At 70.6% G+C, this 25,310-nt stretch carries 10 protein-coding genes (1 of these 10 cut by a window edge); all 10 read left to right on the plus strand.

Annotated features, from left to right (window positions below; genetic code table 11):
• Positions 1–192 carry the final stretch of an SDR family NAD(P)-dependent oxidoreductase gene (locus tag OG379_RS38935; RefSeq protein WP_405668156.1) on the plus strand. Its footprint begins 9,177 nt before the window's first position, so the window shows 192 of its 9,369 coding nt (coding positions 9,178–9,369); the start codon falls outside the window, past its left edge; it ends in the stop codon at positions 190–192.
• Complete coding sequence (locus tag OG379_RS38940) at positions 185–9,181, plus strand: SDR family NAD(P)-dependent oxidoreductase (RefSeq protein ID WP_405668158.1); 8,997 nt, start codon at positions 185–187, stop codon at positions 9,179–9,181. The genes OG379_RS38935 and OG379_RS38940 overlap by 8 nt, the downstream gene beginning before the upstream one ends.
• Before the next feature lies 1 nt (position 9,182).
• A complete protein-coding gene (locus tag OG379_RS38945) occupies positions 9,183–18,425 on the plus strand; it encodes an SDR family NAD(P)-dependent oxidoreductase (RefSeq protein WP_405668160.1) in 9,243 nt (3,080 codons plus the stop codon).
• Positions 18,426–18,430: 5 nt separating this feature from the next.
• Positions 18,431–19,798, plus strand: a complete 1,368-nt coding sequence (locus OG379_RS38950; protein WP_405668162.1) for a PfaD family polyunsaturated fatty acid/polyketide biosynthesis protein — start codon at positions 18,431–18,433, stop codon at positions 19,796–19,798.
• 78 nt (positions 19,799–19,876) lie between these two features.
• The gene (gene fabD / locus OG379_RS38955) at positions 19,877–20,968 is read left to right on the plus strand and encodes an ACP S-malonyltransferase (RefSeq protein WP_405668164.1); all 1,092 of its coding nucleotides are present in this window, start codon (positions 19,877–19,879) and stop codon (positions 20,966–20,968) included.
• Positions 20,969–21,006: 38 nt separating this feature from the next.
• Positions 21,007–22,266, plus strand: coding sequence for a hydroxymethylglutaryl-CoA synthase family protein (locus OG379_RS38960; RefSeq protein ID WP_405668165.1), 1,260 nt, complete (start codon positions 21,007–21,009; stop codon positions 22,264–22,266).
• Complete coding sequence (locus tag OG379_RS38965) at positions 22,254–23,063, plus strand: enoyl-CoA hydratase/isomerase (RefSeq protein ID WP_393761432.1); 810 nt, start codon at positions 22,254–22,256, stop codon at positions 23,061–23,063. The genes OG379_RS38960 and OG379_RS38965 overlap by 13 nt, the downstream gene beginning before the upstream one ends.
• A gap of 2 nt (positions 23,064–23,065) precedes the next feature.
• A complete protein-coding gene (locus OG379_RS38970; RefSeq protein WP_393761434.1) occupies positions 23,066–23,818 on the plus strand; it encodes a polyketide synthase in 753 nt (250 codons plus the stop codon).
• Positions 23,819–23,822: 4 nt separating this feature from the next.
• Positions 23,823–24,068 (plus strand): acyl carrier protein, encoded by a 246-nt coding sequence (locus OG379_RS38975; RefSeq protein WP_393761436.1) that lies wholly within the window; start codon positions 23,823–23,825, stop codon positions 24,066–24,068.
• Entirely contained in the window at positions 24,049–25,296 is a 1,248-nt protein-coding gene (locus tag OG379_RS38980; protein ID WP_405668168.1) for a beta-ketoacyl synthase N-terminal-like domain-containing protein, read from the plus strand. Before OG379_RS38975 ends, OG379_RS38980 begins: the two co-directional genes overlap by 20 nt.
• Positions 25,297–25,310 lie beyond the last annotated feature (14 nt).

Consider the following 25,310-nt stretch of genomic DNA (forward strand, 5'->3'; position numbering starts at 1 on the left):
CTCGTACCGTCGCTCCACGCCGACACACCCAACGAACTCCTCGACGCCGACGACTGCCCGCTGTCGGTCAGCAAGGACCTCCAGTTCTGGGAGGCACGGAACGGCCATGAGCTGAGACGGGCCGCCGTGAGCTCTTTCGGATTCAGCGGGACGAACGCCCATGTGGTGCTGGAGGAGTATCGCTATGCGTGACACGCGACAGCAGGCCGAGTCATCGACTGCCGTGATCATCCTGTCGGCAGCGGCGGAAGAGCAGTTGGACACCCGGGTACGCGATCTGCTCGCCTTCGTGGAGGAGCAGCCGCAGCTCGATCTGATGAACCTGGCCTTCTCGCTCCAGGAGGGGCGGGCGGCGCTGGACTGGCGGTTGGCCTTCACCGCTGACTCCCTCGACGGGGTGGTCCAGGGGCTGAGGACCCACATGGGACAGGGCGGCACGGTCGAACTCTTCCGCGGCCGGGCACCTGAGTCGCCGACGTGGGAGGAGCAGAGTGAGGCCGACAGCGACCTGGTCACCTCGCTGGTCGCTGCCCGCGCGTGGGGACGCGTCGCGGAGGTCTGGGCCGGCGGCCGTGCCGTCGACTGGGCCCAGGTCCACGCACCGCGGAGGCCCTTTCGCATCCCCCTTCCCACGTACCCGTTCGCCAAGGAGCGGTACTGGGTGGCGGCGGAGCAACCAGGGCGGTCCGGATCCGTACCGCCGCCGGCAGCCGTCCCCCTCCATCCGCTGCTGCACCGCGCCGCCTCCGAGCCCGAGCCCGGGGGCCGGCGTTACCGCTCGGCCTTCAGCGGCGACGAGCCCCTGCTGAGGGACCACCTGGTGCACGGGGTGCGGACGCTGCCCGGTGCCGCGTACCTGGAGCTGGCACTCGCGGCGGCCGCCGCCGTCTCGGGACGGCCGGTGGCCGACAGCGCCGGAGTCGCCCTCACGGACGTGGTGTGGATCCGGCCGCTGCGCGTCGCCACGTCGCCGCGCGACCTGCAGGTGGTGCTCGGGTCCGGCTCCGCGGACACGGTCCCCTTCGAGATGTCCGTCGCCGACGAGGGCGCCGAGGCCGCCGTGCTGTGCACGGGTTCGGTGGGGCCGTGCACGACGGCGCCGGCCACCGTGGACCTGGCGGGGCTGCGCGCCGCCTGCGACGGCGGGCGGTTGGAGGCGGCGGAGATCTACCACGCCTTCCGGTCGGCCGGTCTCTCGTACGGCGAGACCTTCCGCGGTATCGACCATCTGCTCCTGGGCGAGTCCCAGGTGCTCGCGCGCCTGGTGCTGCCCGCCGCGGCGTTCAGCGACGCGGCCGGCTGCTGTCTGCCGCCGAGCCTGCTGGATGCGGCATTCCAGACCTGCGCGGGACTGCCGACCGGGGAGCCGGACGCCCGGCGGCAGGTGTTCGTGCCGTTCGGGGTGGACCGGGTCGAGGTGCTCGCCGCCCCCAGCCGAGCCCTCTGGGTCTGGGGCCGACCCGGTGCTCGCGACACGGCGGGCGGGTACACCCGTTCCTTCGACCTCGATCTGTGCGACGACGCCGGACGGGTCCAGGTGCGCGTCCGGGGCCTGACACTACGGGCGACGCACCCGGAGGCGGCTGCTGAGGCACCTGCCGCGCGGGCGGACGGCGAGGTGTTCGCCGTTCCGCGTTGGCAGCACCGGGCGTTGCCCGACGCGGCTGTCCCCTCCGTCGGCGGGCGGGCCGTGGTGTTCGCCGAGGAGGGTGCACTCGCGGCCGGTGCCGCGGCGGATCCGGACTGCGCGACGGTGACGCTCAGCTCCCCGGGCGCCACCGCCGACGCCCGCTACACGGATTACGCACTCCAGGTGTTCGAGATCACGCAGAAGCTTCTGCGGGACGGCACGCAGGAGGAGTACGTCCTGCAGATCATGCTGACCGACCGGCCGGAGTCCCGTGTGCTGGCCGGTCTCGGCGCGCTGCTGAGGACCGCGGCTCTGGAGAACCCGCGGATCACCGGACAGGTCGTGGTGGTAGCCGCAGAGACCCCCGTCGCGGCACGGCTCGAACTCCTCGCACGGGAGCGGCGCGACCCGGTCGACGCCACCGTGCGCCTGCGCGGAGCCACACGTGAGGTGCTCACCTTCGAAGAGGAGTTCCCGGCGGCGCCCTCCGGCTCGCCGTGGCGGGCCGGGGGCGTCTACCTCATCACCGGCGGCATGGGCGGCCTCGGTCGCATCTTCGCGGAGGAGATCGCCGGGCAGGTGAAGGACGCCACGCTCGTCCTCGCCGGCCGCTCCCCGGAGCAGGAGCAGTCCCGCCGGATCCTGGAACAGCTGCGGGCCTCGGGCGCGAACGTGTCCTACGAGCCGGTCGACGTCGCCGATCGCAGCGCGATCAAGGCGCTCGTCGACAAGGTCCGGCGTACCGCGGGAACCATCCACGGCGTGATCCACAGTGCCGGGGTGGTCGAGGACGACTTCATCCTGCGGAAGTCCCACCGGACGTTCCGCGAGGTGCTGGCACCGAAGGTGAACGGTCTGGTGAGCCTCGACGAAGCGACCCGGGATCTCGACCTGGACTTCTTCGTGGCGTTCTCCTCCGGTGCCGCTGTCACGGGCAACGTCGGTCAGGCCGACTACGCGACGGCCAACGCGTTCATGGACGGGTTCGCGGAGTACCGCCAGGGCCTCGTGGCCGACGGACACCGATCGGGCCGCACCCTGTCGGTCAACTGGCCGCTGTGGGCCGAGGGCGGTATGGGTGCCGACGCCGGCACCAGGACGGTGCTGTACGACCGCTTCGGGATTTCCCCGCTCGGGCGCCGTGCCGGCATCGAAGCCTTCGCCCGGTGCCTCCATACGCACCATCGCCAGGTACTCGTTGCCGCTGGGCACACCGACCGGATCAGGAAGGCGCTGACAATGCAGCACGCCGGAGAGCACACGGCACCTGTGACCACCGGAGCCGCCGGCCGGCCGGCACCGGCCCCGGACGACGGCCTGGAGGAGTGGACCGTAACCCACATCACCTCGCTGCTGGCGGAGGGGCTGAAGGTGCCCATCGAGCGCCTGGAAGCGGGCAGCCGGCTGGAGCGCTACGGCATCGACTCGATCCAGGCCATCAACCTCACCACCCGGCTCGAGGCGTCCTTCGGGAACCTGCCGAAGACGCTGTTCTTCGAGTACCGGAACATCAACGAGCTGAGCCGGTACTTCCTGGAGGTCCACCAGGACCGGCTGCGCGAGCTGCGGGGACCGGGCGGCCGGGCCGCCACGGCGCCCCCTCCCGCCGAACCGGAAGAGTTGCCCGCCGAGTCCGCCGCCCCCGGAAGGGCGGCGGCGGTCCTGGGCACCGCACCGGCGGACGACGCGCCGCCATCCCGGCCCGCAGCGCGCGGCACGGAGATAGCGGTCATCGGCCTGGGCGGGCGCTACCCGCAGGCACCCGACCTGCGGACCTTCTGGCGCAACCTCGCCGAGGGCCGGGACAGCGTCACCGAAGTCCCCAAGGATCGCTGGGACGTCGGGGCCTACCACGACGCGGACCGCTCCGAGCCCGGTAGGACGAACTCGTGGGGCGGATTCCTCGAAGACGTCGACCGGTTCGACCCGCTGTTCTTCAACATGTCGCCGCGCGAGGCGGAGTTCACGGACCCGCAGGAACGCCTGTTCCTGGAGTGCGTCTACGAAACGCTCCAGGACGCCGGATACACGCGAGAGGACCTGACGGCGCCCTCCCCGAAGGGCGCCGGCGGCAACGTCGGGGTGTTCGTCGGCTCGATGTACGACGAATACCAGCTCTACGGTGCGACCGACCAGGCCATGGCCGACGGAAGGGCGGTGCCGGGCAACGCCGCGAACATCGCCAACCGGGTCTCCTACTTCTGTGACTGGCAGGGGCCGAGCCTCACGGTCAAGACGATGTGCTCCTCCTCGCTGACCGCGCTCCACCTCGCCTGTCAGAGCCTGCAGTTGGACGACTGCGAGATCGCCATTGCCGGCGGGGTCAACCTGTCCCTGCACCCTGCCAAGTACCACCTGCTGGAGCAGGCCGGCTTCGCGTCCAGCAAGGGCCGCTGCGAGAGCTTCGGCCAGGGCGGCGACGGCTATGTGCCGGCCGAGGGGGTGGGTGCGGTGATGCTCAAGCGGCTGGACCGGGCCATCGCCGACAACGACCGCATCTACGGCGTCATCAAGGCGACGGCGGTCAACCACGGCGGACGGACGAACGGCTACACCGTCCCCAACCCGAACGCCCAGGCCGATGTGGTCGCCCGCGCCCTGGACCGCGCGGGAGTCGACGCGCGCACCGTCAGTTACGTCGAGGCACACGGTACGGGCACCTCCCTGGGGGACCCGATCGAGATCGCCGGCCTCGCCAAGGCGTTCGCCCGGCACACCGGTGACCGGCAGTTCTGCGCGATCGGCTCGGTCAAGAGCAACATCGGACACGCCGAGAGCGCCGCAGGCATCTCCGCCTTCACCAAGGTGCTGCTGCAGCTCGCGCACGGCCGGTTGGCGCCCTCGCTCCACTCGGAGACGCTCAATCCGTACATCGACTTCAGCGAGACCCCCTTCCGCGTGCAGCAGGAGCTGGCGGAGTGGCGGCGGCCGGTGATCGACACACCCGACGGACCCCGGGAGTACCCGCGCGTCGCCGGTGTCTCGTCGTTCGGAGCCGGTGGATCGAACGCTCACGTCATCGTGGAGGAGTACGTGCCGGCCGGACCCGCGCCGGCCAACGACCCGGCCCTGTGGCCCCTGGGACCGGTCATCGTGCTCTCGGCCAGAACCGAGGAGCAACTGCGCGAGCAGGCTCGGCGCCTGCTGGACTGGGCGCGCGAGGAGCGGATCGAGGACGCCGACGTGCCACTGGTCGCGGCCACACTCCAGGTGGCGCGCGAGCACATGGCCGAGCGGGTAGCGTTCCTGGCGGGCACGGTGGCCGAGCTCACCGCCCACCTGGGTGACTACGTGGAGGGCAAGGACGACGCCGCGCTCCACCGCCGCCGGGACAGGCGCTCCAAGGACGTCGTCTCCGTCCTCGTCGAGGACGAGGACATGGAGCACACGATCGCGGCCTGGGTGGGCAAGCGGAAGTTCGGCAAACTGCTCGAACTGTGGACCAACGGGCTGGACCTGCCGTGGCGCAGCTACTACCCGAACGCGCTGCCGCGCCGGATCTCACTGCCCACGTACCCCTTCGCCCGTAAGCGGTTCTGGATGGCAGACGGTGCACCGTCCGCCACCGGCACGGACGACCGCGGCGCCGTCACGGGAGCCGGGCCTGCTGAGCCCACCGCGCTCCCGGCACGCCCGGCCGCGCCGGTCCTGACCGCGCTGCCGGCCACCGCCCCGGAACCCGGCCCCCGGACCGGCGAGAAGCCCCGCGGAATCGGCCTGACACCCCTGGACGCAGGGTTCGGGCACCGCGGCGGGCCGGCGTCCGCGCGACCCTCCCCGCCGGACCTCGTCGCGGTGCCGGAGGAGCCGGCCGTCGCCGCAGTGGTGACCGCTACCGGAAGCCTCCCGGACCCGGCCCAGGCGGATCCGCCCCGCCCGGGGCCCGGCGCGCCGGCCTCTCCGGCGCCTGCTGCTCCGGACCCGGACAGGCTCGTCGCCGAGCTGGCGGCGAGCCTCGCCGACGCCCTGTACATGGTCGAGGAAGAGATCGATCCGGACACCAAGTTCACCGATGTCGGCCTGGACTCCATCGTGGGCGTCGAGTGGATGAACGCCGTAAACAAGCGCTACGGCCTGGATCTCACGGTCACCCGGCTCTACGACCATCCCACCCTCGTGGACCTGTCGGCCCACATCGTCCAGGAGCTGGCCCGGGGAGGCGCCCCTCAAGGGCGACCCTTTCGTGAGGTGACCGAGCCTGAGACGGTCATCGCGCCTGAACCGGTCGCCACTCCCGCGCCGGTCGTCGAACCCGCGCCCGAGCCGGTCGTCGTGCGTACGACGCGCACCCAGTCGTCCGCCGAGCCGGCGCGAGCGGACTCCCACCCTGCCGGCGCGATCGCCGTGGTGGGCATGTCCGGCCGGTACCCGGGGTCCGGGACCCTGCACGAGTACTGGGACAACCTGGCCCAGGGCCGCGACTGCGTGAACGAGGTCCCCGCCTCCCGGTGGGACGTTGCCGGCCACTACGACCCGCGCCCGCACCAGGACGGCAAGGTCACCTGCAAGTGGATGGGGCACCTCGACGACATCGACCTCTTCGACCCGCTGTTCTTCGGCATCCCGCCCGCGGAAGCGGAGTCGATGGATCCGCAGCAGCGGCTCTTCCTTCAGGAGGCGTACCACGCGTTCGAGGACGCGGGATACGATCCCAGCTCGCTGAGCGGCCGCAAGTGCGGCGTCTATCTCGGGATCATGAGCAGTGAGTACGGCATGCTCATGCAGCGGCAGAGCGGCGGGCCGGGTGCGGCGGCCACGAACGGCAGCAACGCCATCACCGCGGCACGCATCGCCTACTTCCTCAACCTCAAGGGTCCCGCGATCGCGCTGGACACCGCCTGCTCGTCCTCTCTGGTCGCCACTCACCTGGCGACGCAGGCACTGCACAGCGGTGAGATCGACATGGCGCTCGTCGGCGGCGTCACGCTCTACCTGAGCCTTGACTCCTACCTCAGCATGTCCAGCGCGGGCATGCTGTCCCCCGACGGCCGCTGCAAGGCCTTCGACAACGGGGCGAACGGGTTCGTGCCGGGCGAGGGGGTGGGCGCGCTCGTCCTCAAGCGTCTCGACGACGCGGTGCGCGACCGCGACCACATCCACGGCGTGGTCGTCGGCTCCGGCATCAACCAGGACGGCAGGACCAACGGCATCACCGCGCCGAGCGTCGCGAGCCAGATGGAGCTGGAGCGCGACGTCTACGAGCGGTACGGCATCGACCCCGCCGGCATCGGGTACGCCGAGATGCACGGCACGGGCACCAAGCTCGGCGACCCGATCGAGCTGGAGGCCCTGGCGACGGTCTACCGCGAGCGGACCGACAGGACCGGGTACTGCGCCATCGGCTCGGTGAAGAGCAACATCGGCCACACCTCGGCCGCCGCGGGCATCGCCTCGATCCAGAAGGTGCTGCTGTGCATGCGACACGAGCAGCTGGTGCCGACCCTTCACTTCGACCGGCCCAACGAGCACTTCGACTTCGAGGGCTCGCCGTTCCGGGTGAACACAGAGCTCACCCCGTGGAAGACCGAACCGGGCGCCGCGCGCCGCGCGGCCGTCAGCGGGTTCGGCTTCAGCGGCACCAACGCCCACCTGGTCGTGGAGGAGTTTCCGCCGGATGCAGCGGAGCGGCCGGCCGGGGGCCCGCAGATCGTCGTGCTGTCCGCCCGGAGCGAGGAGCAGCTCAGGACGGCGGCTGCCCGTCTCGCGGCGCACTTGCGCCTCCACCCGTCGCTGGTCCTGGCGGACGTCGCCCGCACCCTGCAGCTGGGCAGGGAGGCCATGGCACAGCGGCTGGCCGTCGTCGCCGGCACCCCGGGAGAGTTGCTGGAGAAGCTGACGCGGTACGCGGAGGACGGCCGGGCGGACGGCGTGGTCTCCGGCCGGGCCGTCAAGATCCGGGCCGGCCGCACCGCGCTGGTGCCGCAGATCTCCCCGGACGGCACGGTGTCGGCGGCGGAGGCCGAGCGGCTGGCCGCGGCGTGGAGCGGCGGCGCGTCCGTCGACTGGGCGCCGCTGTCCGCTGGGACCGGCGCTCGCAGGGTCCCGCTGCCTACGTACCCCTTCGCCCGTGAGCGCTACTGGTTCGACGACGCCCCGGCGTCCCGGCAGCCCGTGGCGTCCCTCCCGGTAGCGAATCTCGTCGTCGCCGAGGAGGCGTACATACCGACCACGCCCGAGGGCGAGGACCCGGACGGTACGACCGTCCTGCTGGCACCGGTCTGGGACGCGGTTGCCACGCCGGTCCCGCAGGCCGCCGCCCTGCCGTCCGGCCGAGTCGTCGTGATCGGCGGCACGGCGGAGCACTGGGCGCAGGTCCGTGCCGTCCATCCGCGGGCCGAAGTCCTGCCGCTGGACCCCGCGGACACGGCGGAGACCATCGCCGCGAAGCTCGACGTCCCCGGTGCGGCTCTCGGGCACCTGGTCTGGCTGGCTCCCGGGGAGACGGCCGCCGACGTCGTGGACGACGCGATGGTCGACGCGCAGGAGGCCGGTCTGTACGCCTGTTTCCGCACGCTCAAGGCGCTGCTGATCCTGGGGTTCGGTCGCCGCGCACTCGACGTCACGGTCGTGACCGAGCGGACGCTGCGGCTCCGGCGCACGGACACCGTGGAGCCGACCCACGCCGGACTGCACGGACTGCTCGGCTCGGTGGCCAAGGAGTACCCGGGCTGGACGGTGCGCCTGGCCGATCTCGACCCGGACCGTGCCTGGCCGGTGGCGCAGCTGTTCGCGATCCCGCGCGAGGACAGCGGCAGTGTGTGGGCGTACCGCCGCTCCCGCTGGTTCCGCCAGAGCCTGGTGCCCGTGCGCGACACCGCAACGGAGCCCCCGCGCGGGGCGGCGTACCGGCAGGGCGGCGTCTACGTCGTGATCGGCGGTGCGGGAGGCATCGGCGAGGCATGGACCGAGCACGTGATCCGCGCTTACGGGGCGCAGGTCGTGTGGATCGGCCGACGGGAGGAGGACGAGTCGATCCGGGCGAAGCTGCGGCGGCTCGGGGAGCTCGGACCCCGACCGCGCTACGTCCAGGCCGATGCCACCGACCGGGCGGCGCTGGAGCGGGCATACCAGGACATCAGAACGACCCATTCGGTCGTCCACGGGGTGATCCACTCGGCGATCGTGCTGCTCGACCAGAGCCTGGAGCGCATGGGGGAGGAGTGCTTCCGTGCCGCGGTCACGGCCAAGGTCGACGTGAGCGTCCGACTCGCCCAGGTCTTCCGGGACGAGCCGCTGGACTTCCTCCTCTTCTTCTCCTCGATGAACTCGTTCCTGAAGGCCTCGGGGCAGTGCAACTACGTGGCTGGATCCGTGTTCGAGGACGCGTTCGCCCACCACCTCGCACGCCGGCTGGGCCTTCCGGTCAAGACCATGAACTGGGGCTACTGGGGCACCGTCGGCATCGTCGCCGCACCGGAGTACCGGCAGCGCATGCACCAGGCCGGTGCCGGCTCGATCGAGCCGGCGGACGGCATGGCCGCCCTCGACGTCCTCCTTTCGGGCACGTTCGATCAACTTGGGCTGATCAAGGCCCACGGGGGTAATTCCTGACATGCTCAACGACATTCAGCACGAAGCCATCACGATGGTGCCCGAGGGCACGCGAGTTCCCCTGCGCCACCTGTGTCAGGAGCCGGCCGATCCGGCGGGCCCGGCAGCGGGTCCGGCAGCCGGCCCTGCCGCGGACGTGGACGAGGACCTGCTGCACCGCCTGCTACTGGTGCAGTTGCAGAGTGCCGGGCAGCTGTCCGGCACCGCGGACACCCCGCTGCCCGGCGGCGGACTGCATCGCTGGCTGGAGGAATCCGTGCGCCGGCTGCGCGCGCACGGACTCCTGGCCGGCTCCCCCGCACAGCCGGCCCCGGCAACGGCGGTGAACCGCTCCGCCACGTGGGCGGAATGGGACGACACCGGCGCCCGCTCGCGGGGCGACGCGTCGCTGCGAGCACAGTTCACGCTGCTCGACGCCACCGTGCGGGCGCTGCCCGCGATCCTGCGCGGTGAGGTGCTCGCCACCGACGTGATGTTCCCCGGCTCGTCGATGGATCTGGTCGAGGGCATCTACCGGGACAACTCCGTCTCCGACTGCTTCAACGGGATCCTGGCGGACACCGCGGCCGCCGTGGTGCGGGAGATCGTGCGCACCGACCCGGCCGCCCGCCTCCGCGTCCTGGAGATCGGCGCGGGCACCGGCGGCGGCAGCGTCGCCGTGTTCGAGCGGCTGGAGCCCTTCGCGGCGCACGTCGAGACGTACGCCTACACGGACCTGTCTCGGTCCTTCCTGATGTACGCGCAGGAGGAGTACGGGCCGCGGTACCCCTACCTGGACTACCGGTTGTTCGACGTCGAGGAACCGCTGGCCGCGCAGGGCATCGTGCCCGGCTCCTACGACCTCGTCCTGGCCACCAACGTCCTGCACGCCACGAAGGACATCCGCCGGACGCTGCGCAACGCCAAGGCGGCGCTCAAACAGCACGGTGTCCTGCTCGCCAACGAGCTCTCCACCCACTCGCTCTTCACCCACCTGACGTTCGGGCTCCTCGACGGCTGGTGGCGCTACGAGGACGAGGAGTTGCGCATGCCGGGCGGTCCCGGGCTCGCCCCGGAATCCTGGGAGGAGGCGCTCGAGGACGAGGGATTCGACTCGGTGTCCTTCCCCGCCCGGCGGCTGCACGCGCTGGGCTACCAGGTGATCGCCGCGGAAAGCGACGGCCTCGTCCGGCAGGGGGCCCCGCAGGACGGGGCTCCGGCCGCGCGCACGGTCGGCGCCGGTCCCGTCCGGCCCCAGGACCCGGCGCCCGCCACCTCCGGCGAGGCGGCGGAACGGTACGTCCGGGACACCGTCTTCGAGCAGCTAAGACTGTCGTTGAAGATCGACCGGACGCAGATAGCCGCGGACGACGCCTTCATGGACTACGGCGTCGATTCGATCATCGGTGTGCGGCTGATCCAGGAGATCAACCGTGCGCTCGGCACAGACCTGTCGACGACCGACCTCTTCGACCACGGTTCCGTCAGTCGGCTGACCCGGTACATCGTCGACCACGCCCACCTGGAAGGGCTTGCCGCCCCGCATCCGGCAGAGCAGCCCAGCGCACCCGAGGAGCGCACACCGCCCGCGACCGCGCCCCACCCGACAGCGCGGCCGGCCGCGGGGCGGACCGCCGCCGGCGCCCCGTCCCGCGAGCCCATCGCCGTCGTCGGCATGAGCGGCAGGTTCGGCGGCTCGGCCGACGTCGCACAGCTGTGGGACCACCTCGCGCAGGGCCACGACCTCACCGAACCGGTCGCGCGCTGGGACCTGTCGCGCTACTACCCGCCCGGTGCGCAGAACTGCGAACGCGGCAGCTTCATCGACGGGATCGACCGCTTCGACCCGGCCTTCTTCAACATCTCCGGCGTCGAGGCGACCTATATGGACCCGCAGCAGCGGCTCTTCCTCGAGGAGTCGTGGAAAGCGCTGGAGGACGCCGGCTACGCGGGTTCCGACACCCAGGGGCGGCGTGTCGGCGTGTACGTCGGCTGCCAGGAGAGCGGGTACGGTCGGCTGTTCGGCGCCGAAGCGCCCCCGCAGTCCATGTGGGGCAACGCGCTGTCGGCGATGCCGGCGCGCATCTCGTACCACCTCGACCTCCAGGGCCCCGCGATCGCGGTCGACACGGCCTGCTCCAGCTCGCTCGTCGCCATCCACCTCGCCTGCCAGGGGCTGTGGGGCGGTGAGACCGAGATGGCCCTGGCCGGCGGCGTCTCCGTGCAGTGCACGCCGCAGTTCTACGCGCTGGCCGGCCGCGCCGGCATGCTCTCCGCGAGCGGCCGCTGCCACACCTTCGACGACCGGGCCGACGGTTTCGTGCCGGGCGAGGGCGTCGGAGTCCTCCTCCTCAAGCGGCTCAGTGACGCGCTCGCCGACGGCGACCACATCCGCGGCGTCATCAGCGGCTCGGGAATCAACCAGGACGGCGCGTCGAACGGGATCACCGCGCCGAGCGCCGCGTCCCAGGAGCGCCTGGAGGCCTCGGTCTACGACACCTTCGGTATCCGCCCCGCCGACATCCAGATGATGGAGGCGCACGGCACGGGCACCAAGCTCGGCGACCCGATCGAGTACCAGGCGCTGCGACGGGCCTTCCGCCGGTACACGGACGAGCGGGACTACTGCGCCCTGGGCTCGATCAAGTCCAACCTCGGCCACACCATCACCGCCGCCGGCGTCGCCGGAGCCATCAAGGTGCTGCTCTCGCTCGAGCACCGCAGCATTCCGCCCACGATCAACTTCGAGCAGCCGAACGCGCACATCGACATGTCCGACAGCCCCTTCTACGTGAACACCGTCAACCGCCCCTGGCCCGCCGGGAACGACGGCACCCGACGTGCGGCGGTCAGCTCCTTCGGGGTCAGCGGGACGAACGCGCACCTGGTGTTCGAGGAAGCGCCGGGCACGGTGCGCTCCTCCACGGCAGCCACCGCGCATCTCGTCACCCTGTCCGCGGTCACCGCCGGGCAACTCGTCGAGCAGGCCGAGCGCCTGATCGCGCACTGCGAGCAGCGGCCCGAACTGGACCCCGGCGACGTCGCCTTCACCCTCCTGCTCGGCCGCAAGCACCTCGCGCACCGGCTGGCCTGCGTTGTCCGCGACCGAGAGGAACTGGTCCGGAGCCTGCGCACCTGGCTCGACCACGGGCACACCTCCCGCGTGTGCGCCGGCGAGGTCCCGGCCCAGGGGCTCGACGAGCGTGCCGCCCTGCGGAACCTGGGCAACGACTGCCTCCGGCAGGCCGCCACCGACCCGGCAGCCCGCCCCGAGCTGCTGTCGACCGTCGCGGACCTCTACGTCCAGGGCTACGCCCTGCACTACGCCGCCCTCTTCGCCGACGACCGCCGCACCCGCGTACCGCTGCCGACCTACCCGTTCGCCCGCGACCGCTACTGGGTGCCCGAATCGCCGGCGCAGGCCGCGGCGCGCCCCGGCCCTGCCGTGCCGCACCCGCTGGTGCACGAGGACGTCTCCGACTTCGGCGCCCGGCGCTACCTCACGCGGTTCACCGGCCAGGAGCACTTCCTCACCGACCACGTGGTCAAGGGACGCAAGGTGCTGCCGGGCGTCGCCTGCCTGGAGATGGCCCGGGCCGCCGCGGCCCTGACCCTGGGCACGCCCGCGACCGGGGGCGGCGCCGACGGAATCGTGCTGCGCAACGTGGTGTGGGCCCGGCCCGTGGCGGTGGACACCGACCCCGTCACCCTCGTGACGTCCCTGGTGCCCGGGGGCCCCGACGAGGCCGAGTACGAGATCAGCAGCACGCCACCCCCGGCGCCCGGCGCCTCCCCGGTGGTGCACAGCCAGGGGCAGGTGGTGCGGAGGACCCTGGAGCCGGCACAGCTCGACGTGCCTGCCCTCCGGGCCGCCTGCGGCCAGGGGGAGCTGACCGCGACCCAGCTGTACGAGGCCTACGCGGCCATCGGATTCAGCTACGGTCCTTCCCACCGGGGCTTGGAGCGCCTGCACGTCGGCCATGGACAGGTCCTGGCCCGCCTGGTGCTGCCCCCGTCGGTGCGCGCCGCCCACGACACGTTCGTCCTGCACCCGAGCCTGCTCGACGCCACCTTGCAGGCGTCCCTGGGCATCGGGCTCGCGACCGGGACGGCTGCGGCACTCGACGTGAGCGGCATGAAGCCCTCCCTGCCGTTCGCACTGGACGAGCTGGAAGTGCTCGGCAGCTGCCCGGAGTCGCTGTGGGCCTGGATCCGGCCCAGCGCGGGCTCACCGGCGGACGGTGCGGTCGTGAAGCTCGACATCGACCTGTGCGACGACCAGGGACGGGTGTGCGTCCGTATCCGCGGCATGTCCTACCGCGTCCTGGGGGGCGAGGTGGGCGGGACTGAACCGGACGCGGTGTCCTGCGTCAGCTTCCTGCAGGTGTGGCGCGAAGCCGTACCCGGCGACCCGGGCACCGAGCCGCAGGAGACGGTCGTGCTGCTGCCCGACCTGCCGGCCCTCGGCGAGCTCCTCCACCGGCACGATCCCCGGACACGGCTGCTGCCGATGACGTCCGGCGCACCCGGGACAGCGGAGCGGTACACCGACTACACCGTCCAGGCCATCGACCACCTGCGCCACCTGTTTGCCGCAGGACTGCCGCAGGGGGTCCGCGTCCAGCTCGTCGTGCCCGACGAGAGGGCACTCGCCACCACTCGCGGTCTGTTCGGGCTGCTGAAGTCGGCGCAGGCCGAGGAGCCCGGCATGCTGCCGCAGGTCGTGCTCGTCGACGCGGCCGCGACCGCCGAGCAGATGATGTCCCGGGTCGTCGACGCCCGCCGGTATCCCGACGAGTCCTGCCTGCGGTTCCGGGCCGGCCGCGTCGAGGCCCTCGCCTGGCGCGAGGCCGAGGCGCCCGCAGAGGCGCGGGTGCCCTGGCGCAGCGGCGGGATCTACCTCGTCACGGGCGGGCTGGGCGGCCTCGGCACGCTCGTCGCACGCGACATGGCCACCGGGGTGCGTGACGTCACGATCGTCCTGGCCGGCCGCTCGCCCCTGGGACCCGAGCAGGAGGCGGTCCTCGACGCACTGCGCGGCCTGGGGGCCGATGCCTGCTACGCGCAGGTCGACGTCGCCGACGCCGCGGCCGTGCGGTCCTTGGTGGCCGGCATCGTGCGGGAGCACGGCACCTTGCACGGCATCCTCCACGCGGCCGGAGTGCTGCGCGACGGCTTCGTCCGCGGCAAGACCGCCGAGGAGTGCCGCGCGGTGCTCGCACCGAAGGTCGCCGGCCTGGTCAACCTCGACGAGGCCAGCAAGGACGTGCCGCTGGACTTCCTGCTGTCGTTCTCCGGCGCGGCCGGGGTGTTCGGCAACGCCGGGCAGAGCGACTACGCCGCTGCCAACGGCTTCCTGGACGCCTACACGCACCACCGGCGTCAGCTGGCCGACCGCGGTGAGCGCGCGGGAGCCTCGGTGTCCGTCGACTGGCCGCTGTGGGCCGAGGGCGGAATGCGGGTGGACCCCGCCACCGCGGCGATGATGAAGGACCGGCTGGGGATGGTGCCCCTTCCGACCGCTGCGGGCATGGGCGCGCTGTACGCCGCGCTGGAAACCCCGCACAGCCAGGTCCTGGTCGTCGCGGGCGACGCCGACCGGATCAGGCACACCGTGCTGGGCCGGCCGGCGGCGCCACAGGCCTCACGGCCCGCACCGCCGCGCTCGGCCGCCGGCACTGACGGCCCGGCCGCCGCCCGAACCTCCCAAGCGGCGGGCCCCGGCACCGACGCGGTGCGTGACGCCCTGGTCGCGCACCTGCGGAGGGCACTGAGCGAGGTGATCCAGGTGCCCGGTCACCGGATCGACGCGGCGGCGCCCTTCGAACGCTTCGGTATCGACTCGGTGCTGGCCCTGTCGGTGACCAACCGGCTGGAGGCCGATTTCGGCTCGTTGTCGAAGACGCTCTTCTTCGAGTACCAGAACCTCCAGGAGCTGAGCGGCTACTTCCTGCGCGCCCACGCGGACACGGCCCGGGAGATGGCCGGCATCGACGGCGATCCCGCCGGGCCGCCCGCACCCGAGAAGGCCGGCCCGGTCACCGTCACCCCGTCGGCGGCGCCGGTCGCGGTGCCGCCTCCGGCCGCGCAACTGCCCCCCGCGACGCGCGAGGACGCGATCGCCGTGATCGGACTCGCCGGCCGCTACCCCGGCGCCCCGGACCTGGACGGGTTCTGGGAGAACCTGGTCGCAGGACGGGACGGCGTGACGGAGGTGCCCCAGGACCGCTGGGAGCACGGCCTCTCCTACGACGCCGACCGGAACACGGCGGGCAGGACCCCCACCAACTGGGGCGGATTCCTCGAAGGGGTGGCCGACTTCGACGCCCGCTTCTTCAACGTCTCACCGCGCGAAGCCGCGATCATGGATCCGCAGACGCGGCTGTTCCTGGAGTGCGTCTGGACCCTGCTGGAGAGCTCCGGCTACCCTCGCGCCCGGCTGCACGACGGGCACGGCAGCCAGGTCGGCGTCTACGTCGGCGCGATGTACCAGCACTACCAACTGCTGGCGTCCGACAGCGTGCACGAGTCCGTCACCTCGGTGATGAGCCACAGCGCCATCGCCAACCGGGTCTCGCACTTCTTCGACCTGCAGGGACCGAGCCTCGCGATCGACACCACCTGCTCCTCGTCGCTGGTCGCGATCCACATGGCGTGCGAGGAACTGCGCCGGGGCGGCAGCGAGATGATGATCGCCGGTGGCGTCAATCTCTCCCTGCACCCCAAGAAGTACCTGGGGCTGAGCCTGACCGGCCTCACGGGCAGCCGACCCGACAGCCGCGCCCTGCTGGACGGGGACGGCTTCATCCCCGCGGAGGGCGTCGGTGCCGTACTGCTGAAGCCGTTGTCCCGCGCCGTCCGCGACGGGGACGAGATCCTCGCCGTCATCCGGTCGAGCGCGACCAACCACAAGGGCCGCACCAGCGGCCCCATGGTCCCCAGCCCGGGCCGGCAGGAGCAGTTGATCCAGCAGAACCTGGAGCGGGCGGGCATCCACCCGCGCACCGTCAGCTACGTCGAGGCGTCGGCCAACGGCTCGCAGATCGGCGACGCCATCGAGTTCGCGGCACTGCGGGACGCCTTCGCCGAGCACACCCGGGACGAGCAGTTCTGCGCAGTCGGTACGGTCAAGTCCACCCTGGGCAACCTCGAGGCGGCCTCGGGCATCGCGCAGCTGAGCAAGGTCGTCCTGCAACTCGGGCACCGCCGACTGGTCCCGTTCGTCGGGGCGGGCCGGCTCAATCCGGGTGTGGAGCTGGAAGGCACCGCGTTCTATCTGCCGCAGGAGGCGGAGCCTTGGCTCCGCCCCGTCGTGAACCTCGACGGCCAGGAACGGGAGTACCCGCTGCGCGCGACCATCAACTCCTTCGGAGCAGGCGGTTCCAACGCCCACCTCGTCGTGGAGGAGTACGTGGCCGAACCCGTGGCCGGGGACGCCGCCGCCCCTTCGTCCCCCGACGCCGGCCCCCCGCAGGTCGTGGTCCTGTCCGCCCCCACCGAGGACCGGCTGCGGGCGGTCGCCGGCCGGCTGCTGGAGTTCCTGCCCGCCCACGCGGACCTGTCCCTGGCGGACCTCGCCCACACCCTGCGGTGCGGGCGAGAGGCCATGGACCGCCGGCTGGCACTGGTGGCGGGCAACCTCAAGGAGCTCGAAGCGGCCCTCGCCCACTACCTCGACGGCTCCGCGGAGCCCGCCCCCGTACCGCTGTTCACCGGCACGGCCGGACGCGACGACTCGGACCTCGACCTGCTGCTCAGCGGTCCGGCCGGTGACACGCTGGTCCGCGAGCTGCTGGCGGAGAACCACCTCGAGAAGCTGGCCCTGCTGTGGGCGCGGGGCGGAAGAGTGCCCTGGGGGTCGGTGCCGCGCGGCGGCCACCCCCGGCGGATGCTGCGGACGCTGCCGCCCTACCCCTTCGACAGGCAGCGGTACTGGGTGCCCCTGCCCCCGGAAGGGACACCCCGGCCCCCGGCACCGGACACCACGACCGCCCGCACCGCTCCGGCGGCAGCCACCGCCGTGCCGGCTGCGGCTCCGGCCCCCGGAGCCCCGGACCGGATCACGGCCATCGTCGCCGAGTTGCTGGGCATGCGGACGGGCGACCTCGACCTCACCGCACCGCTGCAGGATCTGGGCTTCAGCTCGATCCACGCCACTCAGCTGCTCCAGGCGCTGCAGGCGGAGGTCGACCCCACGGCCGATCTCGGGGCGCTCACCGAGTGCCGGTCGACCCGGGACCTGCTGCGCCGCTTCGGGGCCCGGGCAGCCCTGCCGGGCGCCGCCGGGCCCGCGCCGGCCGCCGCGCTGCGCATCCCGGAGATCGTGCACCTCAACGCCGTCCACGTGGGGCGACCGGTCTTCTGGTTCCACGGCGGACTGGGCGGCGTGGAGGTGTACGCGACGATCACCGACAGCATCGAGCGGCCCTTCTACGGGGTCCAGGCCCGCGGCTGGATGACGCACAGCGATCCGCTGCACGGGATCCCGGCGCTGGCCGCGCACTACGCGCAGATCATCCGCAGGGTCCAGCCCGAGGGGCCCTACGACCTCGGCGGCTACTCGTTCGGCGGCCTACTGGCCTACGAGGTCACGCGGCTGCTCCAGGAACAGGGGGAGACGGTGGAGAGCATCGTCATGGTGGACACCTACGACGACAGCGTGGGAGATGTGACCATGTCCCGCACCGACATGCTGCTGCAGCAGGTCAACGCCCTGCTCTTCGCGGCGTCCAAGCCGGCTCCGGAGGACTTCGCCACCACCTTGGTACCCGGCCGGGCGGTCGACTGGGACCAGGACGAGGACGGTCTGCTCGACCAGATGCTCACGCTGGCCGAGCAGCGCGGCCTGAAGGGGGATCCGGAACTGCTGCGCGACCGGGTGCTGCGGAACCTGCGCGTCCAGGAGGGCTACGGCCTGCTGGACTACGACATCGTCCCGCTTCCCCGGCCGGAGGCGGTCACCTGCTTCTACTTCCGCAACCGGAGCGGCCTGTTCTACGGGGAGATGGAGCCGCTGTTCTCCACACAGGAGGAGGGCGCAGCGCTGGACCACACCGTCTACTGGGAGCAGTGGCGGCGGCACCTGCCCCACTTCCACCAGGTCGACGTGGACGCCGCGAACCACTTCGTGATGCTCGGCGACCCGGCGGCCCTCACCACGGTGCGCTCCTTCTGCAAGCTGCTCTACGCCGGCCGGCGCGACAGGCGGCTGCCGGTGGCGAAGGCGTGGGCCACCCGCCACCAGAAGGCGCGGGTCGCCAAGTGAGCGCGGTGGCGGAACACAGGGAGACCGACGCGGGGCGGTTGGGCAGTGCGTCCTTCCGCCGTGCCTTCGGCGTCGACTACGCCTATCTGTCGGGGTCGATGTACCGCGGTATCGCCTCGAAGGAGCTGGTGGTCGCCATGGGGCGGGCAGGCTGCCTGGGATTTCTGGGCGCCGCCGGCCTGAACCCCGCCCGGGTGACGGACGACATCGCGCACATCCGGCGCCACCTGGCGCCCCGCCAGCCCTTCGGCGTCAACCTGCTGTGCGACCTTCAGCACCCGGCACGGGAGACGGCCGTCGTAGAGATGCTCCTCGCCCACGGAGTGCGCGTCGTCGAGGCGTCGGCCTTCATCAAGGTCACCCCGGCCCTGGTCCTGTTCCATCTGTCGGGGCTGCGGTCCCGGCGGGACGGCGGGACCGCCCGTGACACGCGGATCGTCGCCAAGGTCTCGCGGCCCGAGGTGGCCCGCGCTTTCATGCAGCCCGCGCCGCAGGAGATGGTCGCGCAACTGGTGGCGGAGGGGCGGGTCACGCGCGAGCAGGCCGAGCTGGCCCGTGGGGTTCCGGTGGCGCAGGACCTCACCGTCGAGGCGGATTCCGGGGGCCACACCGACCGCGGGGTCTCCACGGTGCTGCTGCCGTCCCTGCAGAGCCTGCGGAAGCGCATGACCCGGGAGTTCGAGTACACCGACGAGATCCGTCTGGGACTCGCCGGGGGCATCGGGACGCCGCACGCGGTCGCCGCCGCCTTCGCCATGGGTGCCGACTTCGTCATGACCGGTTCCATCAACCAGTGCACGGTCGAGGCGGGCATCAGCGACGCGGTGAAGGACCGGCTGCAGACCATCGACGTCCAGGACACCGACTACTGCCCCGCGGGCGACATGTTCGAGATCGGTGCCCTGGTCCAGGTGCTGAAGAAGGGCGTGCTGTTCCCCGCCCGCGCGAACCGGCTGCACACGCTGTACAAGACCTACGACTCGTGGGAGGAGATCCCGCAGGGCACGCGCCGGCAGATCCAGGACACCTACTTCAAGAGGAGTGTCGACGAGGTCTGGCGCGAAACCTGTGAGCACCTGCGGAAGACGGGCCGCGAGTCGGAGATCGAGCGGGCCGAGCGCAGTCCGAAACGCCACATGGCGCTCATATTCCGCTGGTACTACGGCTACACGAGCCGCCTCTCGTTCCTGGACACCGATCTGGACCGGGCCAATGTGCAGATTCACACAGGGCCTGCGCTGGGGGCTTTCAACCAATGGGCGCGAGGAACTCCGTTGGAAAGCTGGAGAAATCGGCATCCGGACCGGATGGCGATGGAGCTGATGCGTGAGGCTTCCTCGATTCTCTTGGAATGCGGGAGGACTTCGGCGTAGGTTTTCTGGCAGGGTGTAGGCGACACGGTCTCGTGTTCGTCGCGAAGATTTGTGTAAGACGACGAGAAAGGATTTCCCATGCTGACCTACGTCTTCCCCGGGCAGGGGGCGCAGCAGAAGGGAATGGGTTCCTCCCTGTTCGACGAATTCGAGGAGCTCACCCGCTCGGCCGACTCGGTCCTGGGCTACTCCATCAAGGACCTCTGCCTGGAGGATCCGGACAAACTGCTCGACCAGACGCAGTACACCCAGCCCGCGATGTACGTCGTCAACGCCCTCTCCTACTACCAGAAGCTCCGTGAGACCGGACGGGTGCCGGACTTCGTCGCAGGTCACAGCCTGGGCGAGTACAACGCGCTGCTGGCGGCCGAGGTCTTCGACTTCAAGACGGGCCTGCTGCTGGTGCGCAAGCGCGGAGAGCTGATGGGCCGGGCGTCGGGCGGCGGGATGGCCGCGGTACTGAACGCGTCGGAGGCCGAGATCCGGACCATCCTCACGGAGAACGGGCTCGGCTCCGTCGACCTGGCCAATTTCAACACGCCGTCGCAGATCGTGCTGTCCGGCCGCGCCGAGGACATCGAGGTCGCGAAGCCGCTGTTCCAGACCGGAAACCACTTGTTCGTACCGCTCCGGACGAGCGGGGCTTTCCACTCCCGGTACATGGAGCCGGCCCGCGCCGAGTTCGCCGCGTTCCTTGGCGGAATAGAATTCTCTGAACCGCGTATACCGGTGGTCTCCAATGTCACCGCGAGGGTGTACGAAAACCATCTGGCCAAGGAGTCCCTGGCGCAGCAGATGGTCAATGCCGTGCGGTGGTCCGACACGGTGGAGCACCTGCTTGAACATTCTGGTATGGAATTCGAAGAAATCGGTCACGGCAATGTTCTCACGAAATTGCTGACCAAGATCCGCCGCGAACTCGCGGCCGAGAAGAAGACTCCGCCGCCCGTCGCGCGCACGTCGAGCGAGAATCCTGTGGAACTGGTCCGGAAGTGGAATGAGCGCTATGCGATCGGCTCGCGCTTCCGGTCGACCACCGGCAACTACGGCCACCTGGAGACCGCCACGGCGGCAAGTGTCCTCTTCGGCCACCGGGCCGCCGTCTACATGCACGGCTACCGGGGATATTTCGACCTCCAAGAGCTGGAGCCGGTCCCAGCCACGCAGTGAACCGGACCGAACCGACCAGAAGCCCCGTAGGAGAACTGATGACGACCGTGGGAATCGAAGCACTCAACATCTTCGCCGGCACCTGCTATCTCGACGTGGAGAAGCTGGCGAACCACCGCGGACTCGACACCGCGAGGTTCGCCAACCTCCTCATGAAGGAGAAGACCGTCGCGCTGCCCTACGAGGATCCGGTGACGTTCGGTGTCAACGCGGCCAAGCCCCTCATCGACGCCCTGTCGCCCGAGGAACGCGATTCCATCGAACTGGTCATCACCGCGACCGAGTCCGCGTTCGACTTCGGCAAGTCGATGAGCACGTACTTCCACGACCTGCTCGGGCTGAACCGCAACTGCCGGCTCTTCGAGATCAAGAACGCGTGCTACTCGGGTGTCGCGGCACTGCAGACAGCGGCCAACTTCATCCTGTCGGGAACCTCGCCGGGGGCGAAGGCCCTGGTGATCGCCACCGACATCACGCGCTTCATGGTCGCGGACGGCGGCGACGCGCTCTCCGAGGACTGGTCGTTCGCCGAGCCGAGCGGCGGCGCCGGCGCCGTGGCGATGATCATCAGCGACACCCCGCACGTCTTCCAGATCGATGTCGGCGCGAGCGGCTACTACGGCTACGAGGTGATGGACACCTGCCGCCCCCTGCCCGACAGCGAAGCGGGTAACGCGGACCTGTCCCTGCTGTCCTACCTGGACTGCTGCGAGAACTCCTTCCGGGAGTACCAGCGGCGTGTGGGGGACGTGGACCTCGTGTCGACCTTCGGCTACCTCGCCTTCCACACGCCCTTCGGCGGAATGATCAAGGGGGCGCACCGCAACCTGATGCGCAAGATAGCCAAGGCGCGTCCGGCGGCCATCGAGGAGGACTTCCAGCGGCGCATGCACCCCGGTCTGACCTACTGCCAGCGCGTCGGCAACGTCATGGGTGCGACCACGATGCTGTCGCTGGCCAGCACCATCGACAACGCGGACTTCTCCAGCCCCCAGCGCATCGGCGTCTTCTCGTACGGCTCAGGCTGCTGCTCCGAGTTCTTCAGCGGTGTGTCCCGCCAAGAGAGCCAGGACCGCACCCGCGGCCTCGGGATGGAGAAGCACCTCGATTCCCGCTACGAGTTGACGATGCCGGAGTACGACGCCCTGCTGCGGGCCAACCACGCGGTGAAGTTCGGTACCCGCAACGCCGTCCTGAACACCGACGTCATCCCGCACGCCCGTGCCGCGCTCGGCAGGGAACTGCTCTTCCTGAAGCAGATCGACGAGTTCCACCGGGAGTACCAGTGGGTGTCCTGAACCCGGCGCGGTACGACACCGTCAACGTCCGCTTCGAGAACGAGATCTGCTTCCTGCAGCTGCACCGGCCGGAAGCGGGCAATACCATCAGCAGCCGCCTGGTCGAGGAGTGCACCGAGGTGGTGCGCTTCGCCGAGGAACACGCCAAGATCCTCGTCCTGGAAGGCCTGCCCGAGGTGTTCTGCTGGGGCGCCGACTTCGGAGAGATCGCAGCAGGGGACGGCGACAGGCACGGGGACGGGGGCGGCGTCGGCGGGGACGGGCGATCGCCGGCGGCGGACCTGTACGACCTGTGGCTCTCGCTGGCCTTCGGATCCTTCGTCTCCGTGGCGCACGTGCGCGGCAAGGTCAACGCCGGAGGCGTGGGGTTCGTGGCCGCGTGCGACATCGTGCTGTGCGCGGACACCGTGACGTTCAGCCTGTCCGAGCTGCTCTTCGGCCTGATGCCGGCCTGCGTCCTGCCCTTCCTGATCCGGAAGGTCGGGCTGACCAAGGCGAACTTCATCACGCTGATGACCCAGCCGTTCACCGCCGAACAGGCCGTGGCCTGGCACCTCGTCGACGCCGGCGCGGACAACAGCGACAACCTGCTGCGCCGGCACCTCCTACGGCTGCGTTATCTCCCCAAGACAGGAGTGACGCGCTACAAGAACTACCTGCGCGAGCTCGACGACATCCTGATCCCCTCCCGGGACAAGGCCGTCGCGGCCAACCAGGAGGTGTTCTCGGACAAGGAGAACCTGCGCAAGATCGAGCGCTATGTGACCACCGGGCAGTTCCCCTGGGAGGGAGAGTAGACATGCAGAACCGACCCGTGGAATACCGGGAGATCACCCCCTCCGTCGTCCAGATCACGATGCAGGACACGGTCCACAAGAACACCTTCTCCGATCAGCTCATCACCGGCCTCCAGGACGCCTTCGCACAGGTGGGGGCGAACGACCGGTGCAAAGCCGTCGTGCTCACCGGCTACGGCAACTACTTCGCCAGCGGCGGTACCAAGGAGAGCCTGCTGCTGATCCAGGAGCGGCGCATCAGTTTCACCGACGCCGACATCTACGGCCTGGCCCTGGACTGCCCCGTTCCCGTCATCGCCGCGATGCAGGGCCACGGCATCGGCGGGGGCTTCGCCATGGGGATGTTCGCCGACTTCGTGATCCTCAGCCAGGAGAGCATCTACACCACGAACTTCATGAAGTACGGGTTCACTCCCGGCATGGGCGCGACCCTGGTCCTGCCCAGGAAGCTCGGCTCCAGCCTGGCAGGAGAGATGCTGCTCTCGGCGAAGACCTACTACGGTCACGAACTGAAGCAGCGGGGCGTCCCCTTCCCCGTCCTGCCACGAGCCGAGGTTCTGCCCCACGCCCTCGAACTGGCCGAGAGCCTCGCCGAGAAACCCAGGATCTCCCTGGTCACACTCAAGAGCCATCTCGTGTCCGAACTCCGCGCCGAACTCCCGCACTACATCGAGCGCGAGGTGGCCATGCATGCGAAGACCTTTCACCAGCCCGAGGTCCGGGCACTCATCACGTCCCACTACACAGGAGGCTGACCACATGCCGGAATCCCGCGTCTTCGACTTGATCGTGGAGCACGTCCGCGAGGTGGTCCCCGAACTGGAGGACCACCGTTTCCAGCCCTCCGACTCACTGCGCGACCTGGGGGCCAATTCCATCGACCGGGCCGAGATCATCATCATGACCCTGGAAGCGCTGTCGGTAAGCATCCCCCTGGTCGAGCTGGCGGATGCCAAGAACATAGGCGAGCTGGCGGATCTCATCCATGACAAGTCCGCGGTCTGACACGCGCGATGTCGTCGTCACGGGCCTCGGCGTCACCACCGCCGTGGGGCAGGGCAAGGACGACTTCATCGCAGCGCTTCTCGACGGCCACCATGCCTTCGGGGTCATGCAGCGCCCGGGGCGACAGGTGCCGGCCGGCTCAGCCGACGACACGGCGGCCTTCCTGGGCGCCGAGATGGGGGAGCCGGTCCTGCCGGGGAGCATGACGGCGCGCACCCTGCGTACCGCGTCACTCTCCGCCAAGGCAGCACTGACCACCCTGCACGAGGCGTGGCACGAGGCCGGGCTGGACCTTGCCGACCCGTCCCGCATCGGCCTGGTTATCGGCGGATCCAACGTGCAGCAGCGTGAGTTGACCCTCCTGCACGCACGCCACGCGGACCGGCCCGAGTTCCTGCGCCCGACGTACGGCATGGGCTTCATGGATTCGGACCTGTGCGGGTTCTGCACCGAGCAGTTCCCGATCCGGGGTTTCGCCCACACCCTCGGCGGCGCTTCGGCCAGCGGTCTGCTCGCGGTGCTCCAAGCCGTGCGGGCGGTGCAGTCCGGCCAGGTCGACGTCTGCATCGCCCTGGGCGCGCTCATGGACCTGTCGTACTGGGAATGTCTGGCGTTCCGGGCCATGGGCGCCATGGGCTCCCACCGCTGGGCCGATGATCCGGCCGCGGCCTGTCGCCCCTTCGACCGGAACCACGACGGCTTCGTCTTCGGCGAAGCATGCGCCGCGATCGTGGTGGAGCGGCTGGACGGGCGCCGGCATCCGACGCCGTACGCGCGGTTCCGCGGCGGAGCCACGGCGATGGACGGCACCCGCAACCCGCACCCGTCACTGGAGGGAGAGGTGGCTGTCGTCGAGGGCGCACTACGGGAAGCGGGCATGCCCGCGTCCGCCATCGACTACGTCAACCCGCACGGCACCGGATCGCCCACCGGGGACGCGGTCGAACTGCAGGCGCTGGCGCGCTGTGGGCTCACCCACGCCCGTATCAACGCGACCAAGTCGATCACCGGGCACGGGCTCGCCGCGGCCGGTGCCGTGGAGGTGGTGGCCACGCTCCTGCAGATGCGGGAGCAGAAGCTGCACCCGACCCGCAATCTGGACGATCCGCTGGACGCCGCCTTCCCCTGGGTGCGGGAGAAGGCGGAGGACCACGCGTTCCGCACGGCCGTCAGCCTGAGCATGGGCTTCGGCGGCATCAGCTCGGCGATCTGCCTCGAACAATGGTGACGGCGAGCGCGCGG

The organism is Streptomyces sp. NBC_01166, from assembly GCF_045039765.1.
Lineage (GTDB): Bacteria > Actinomycetota > Actinomycetes > Streptomycetales > Streptomycetaceae > Streptomyces.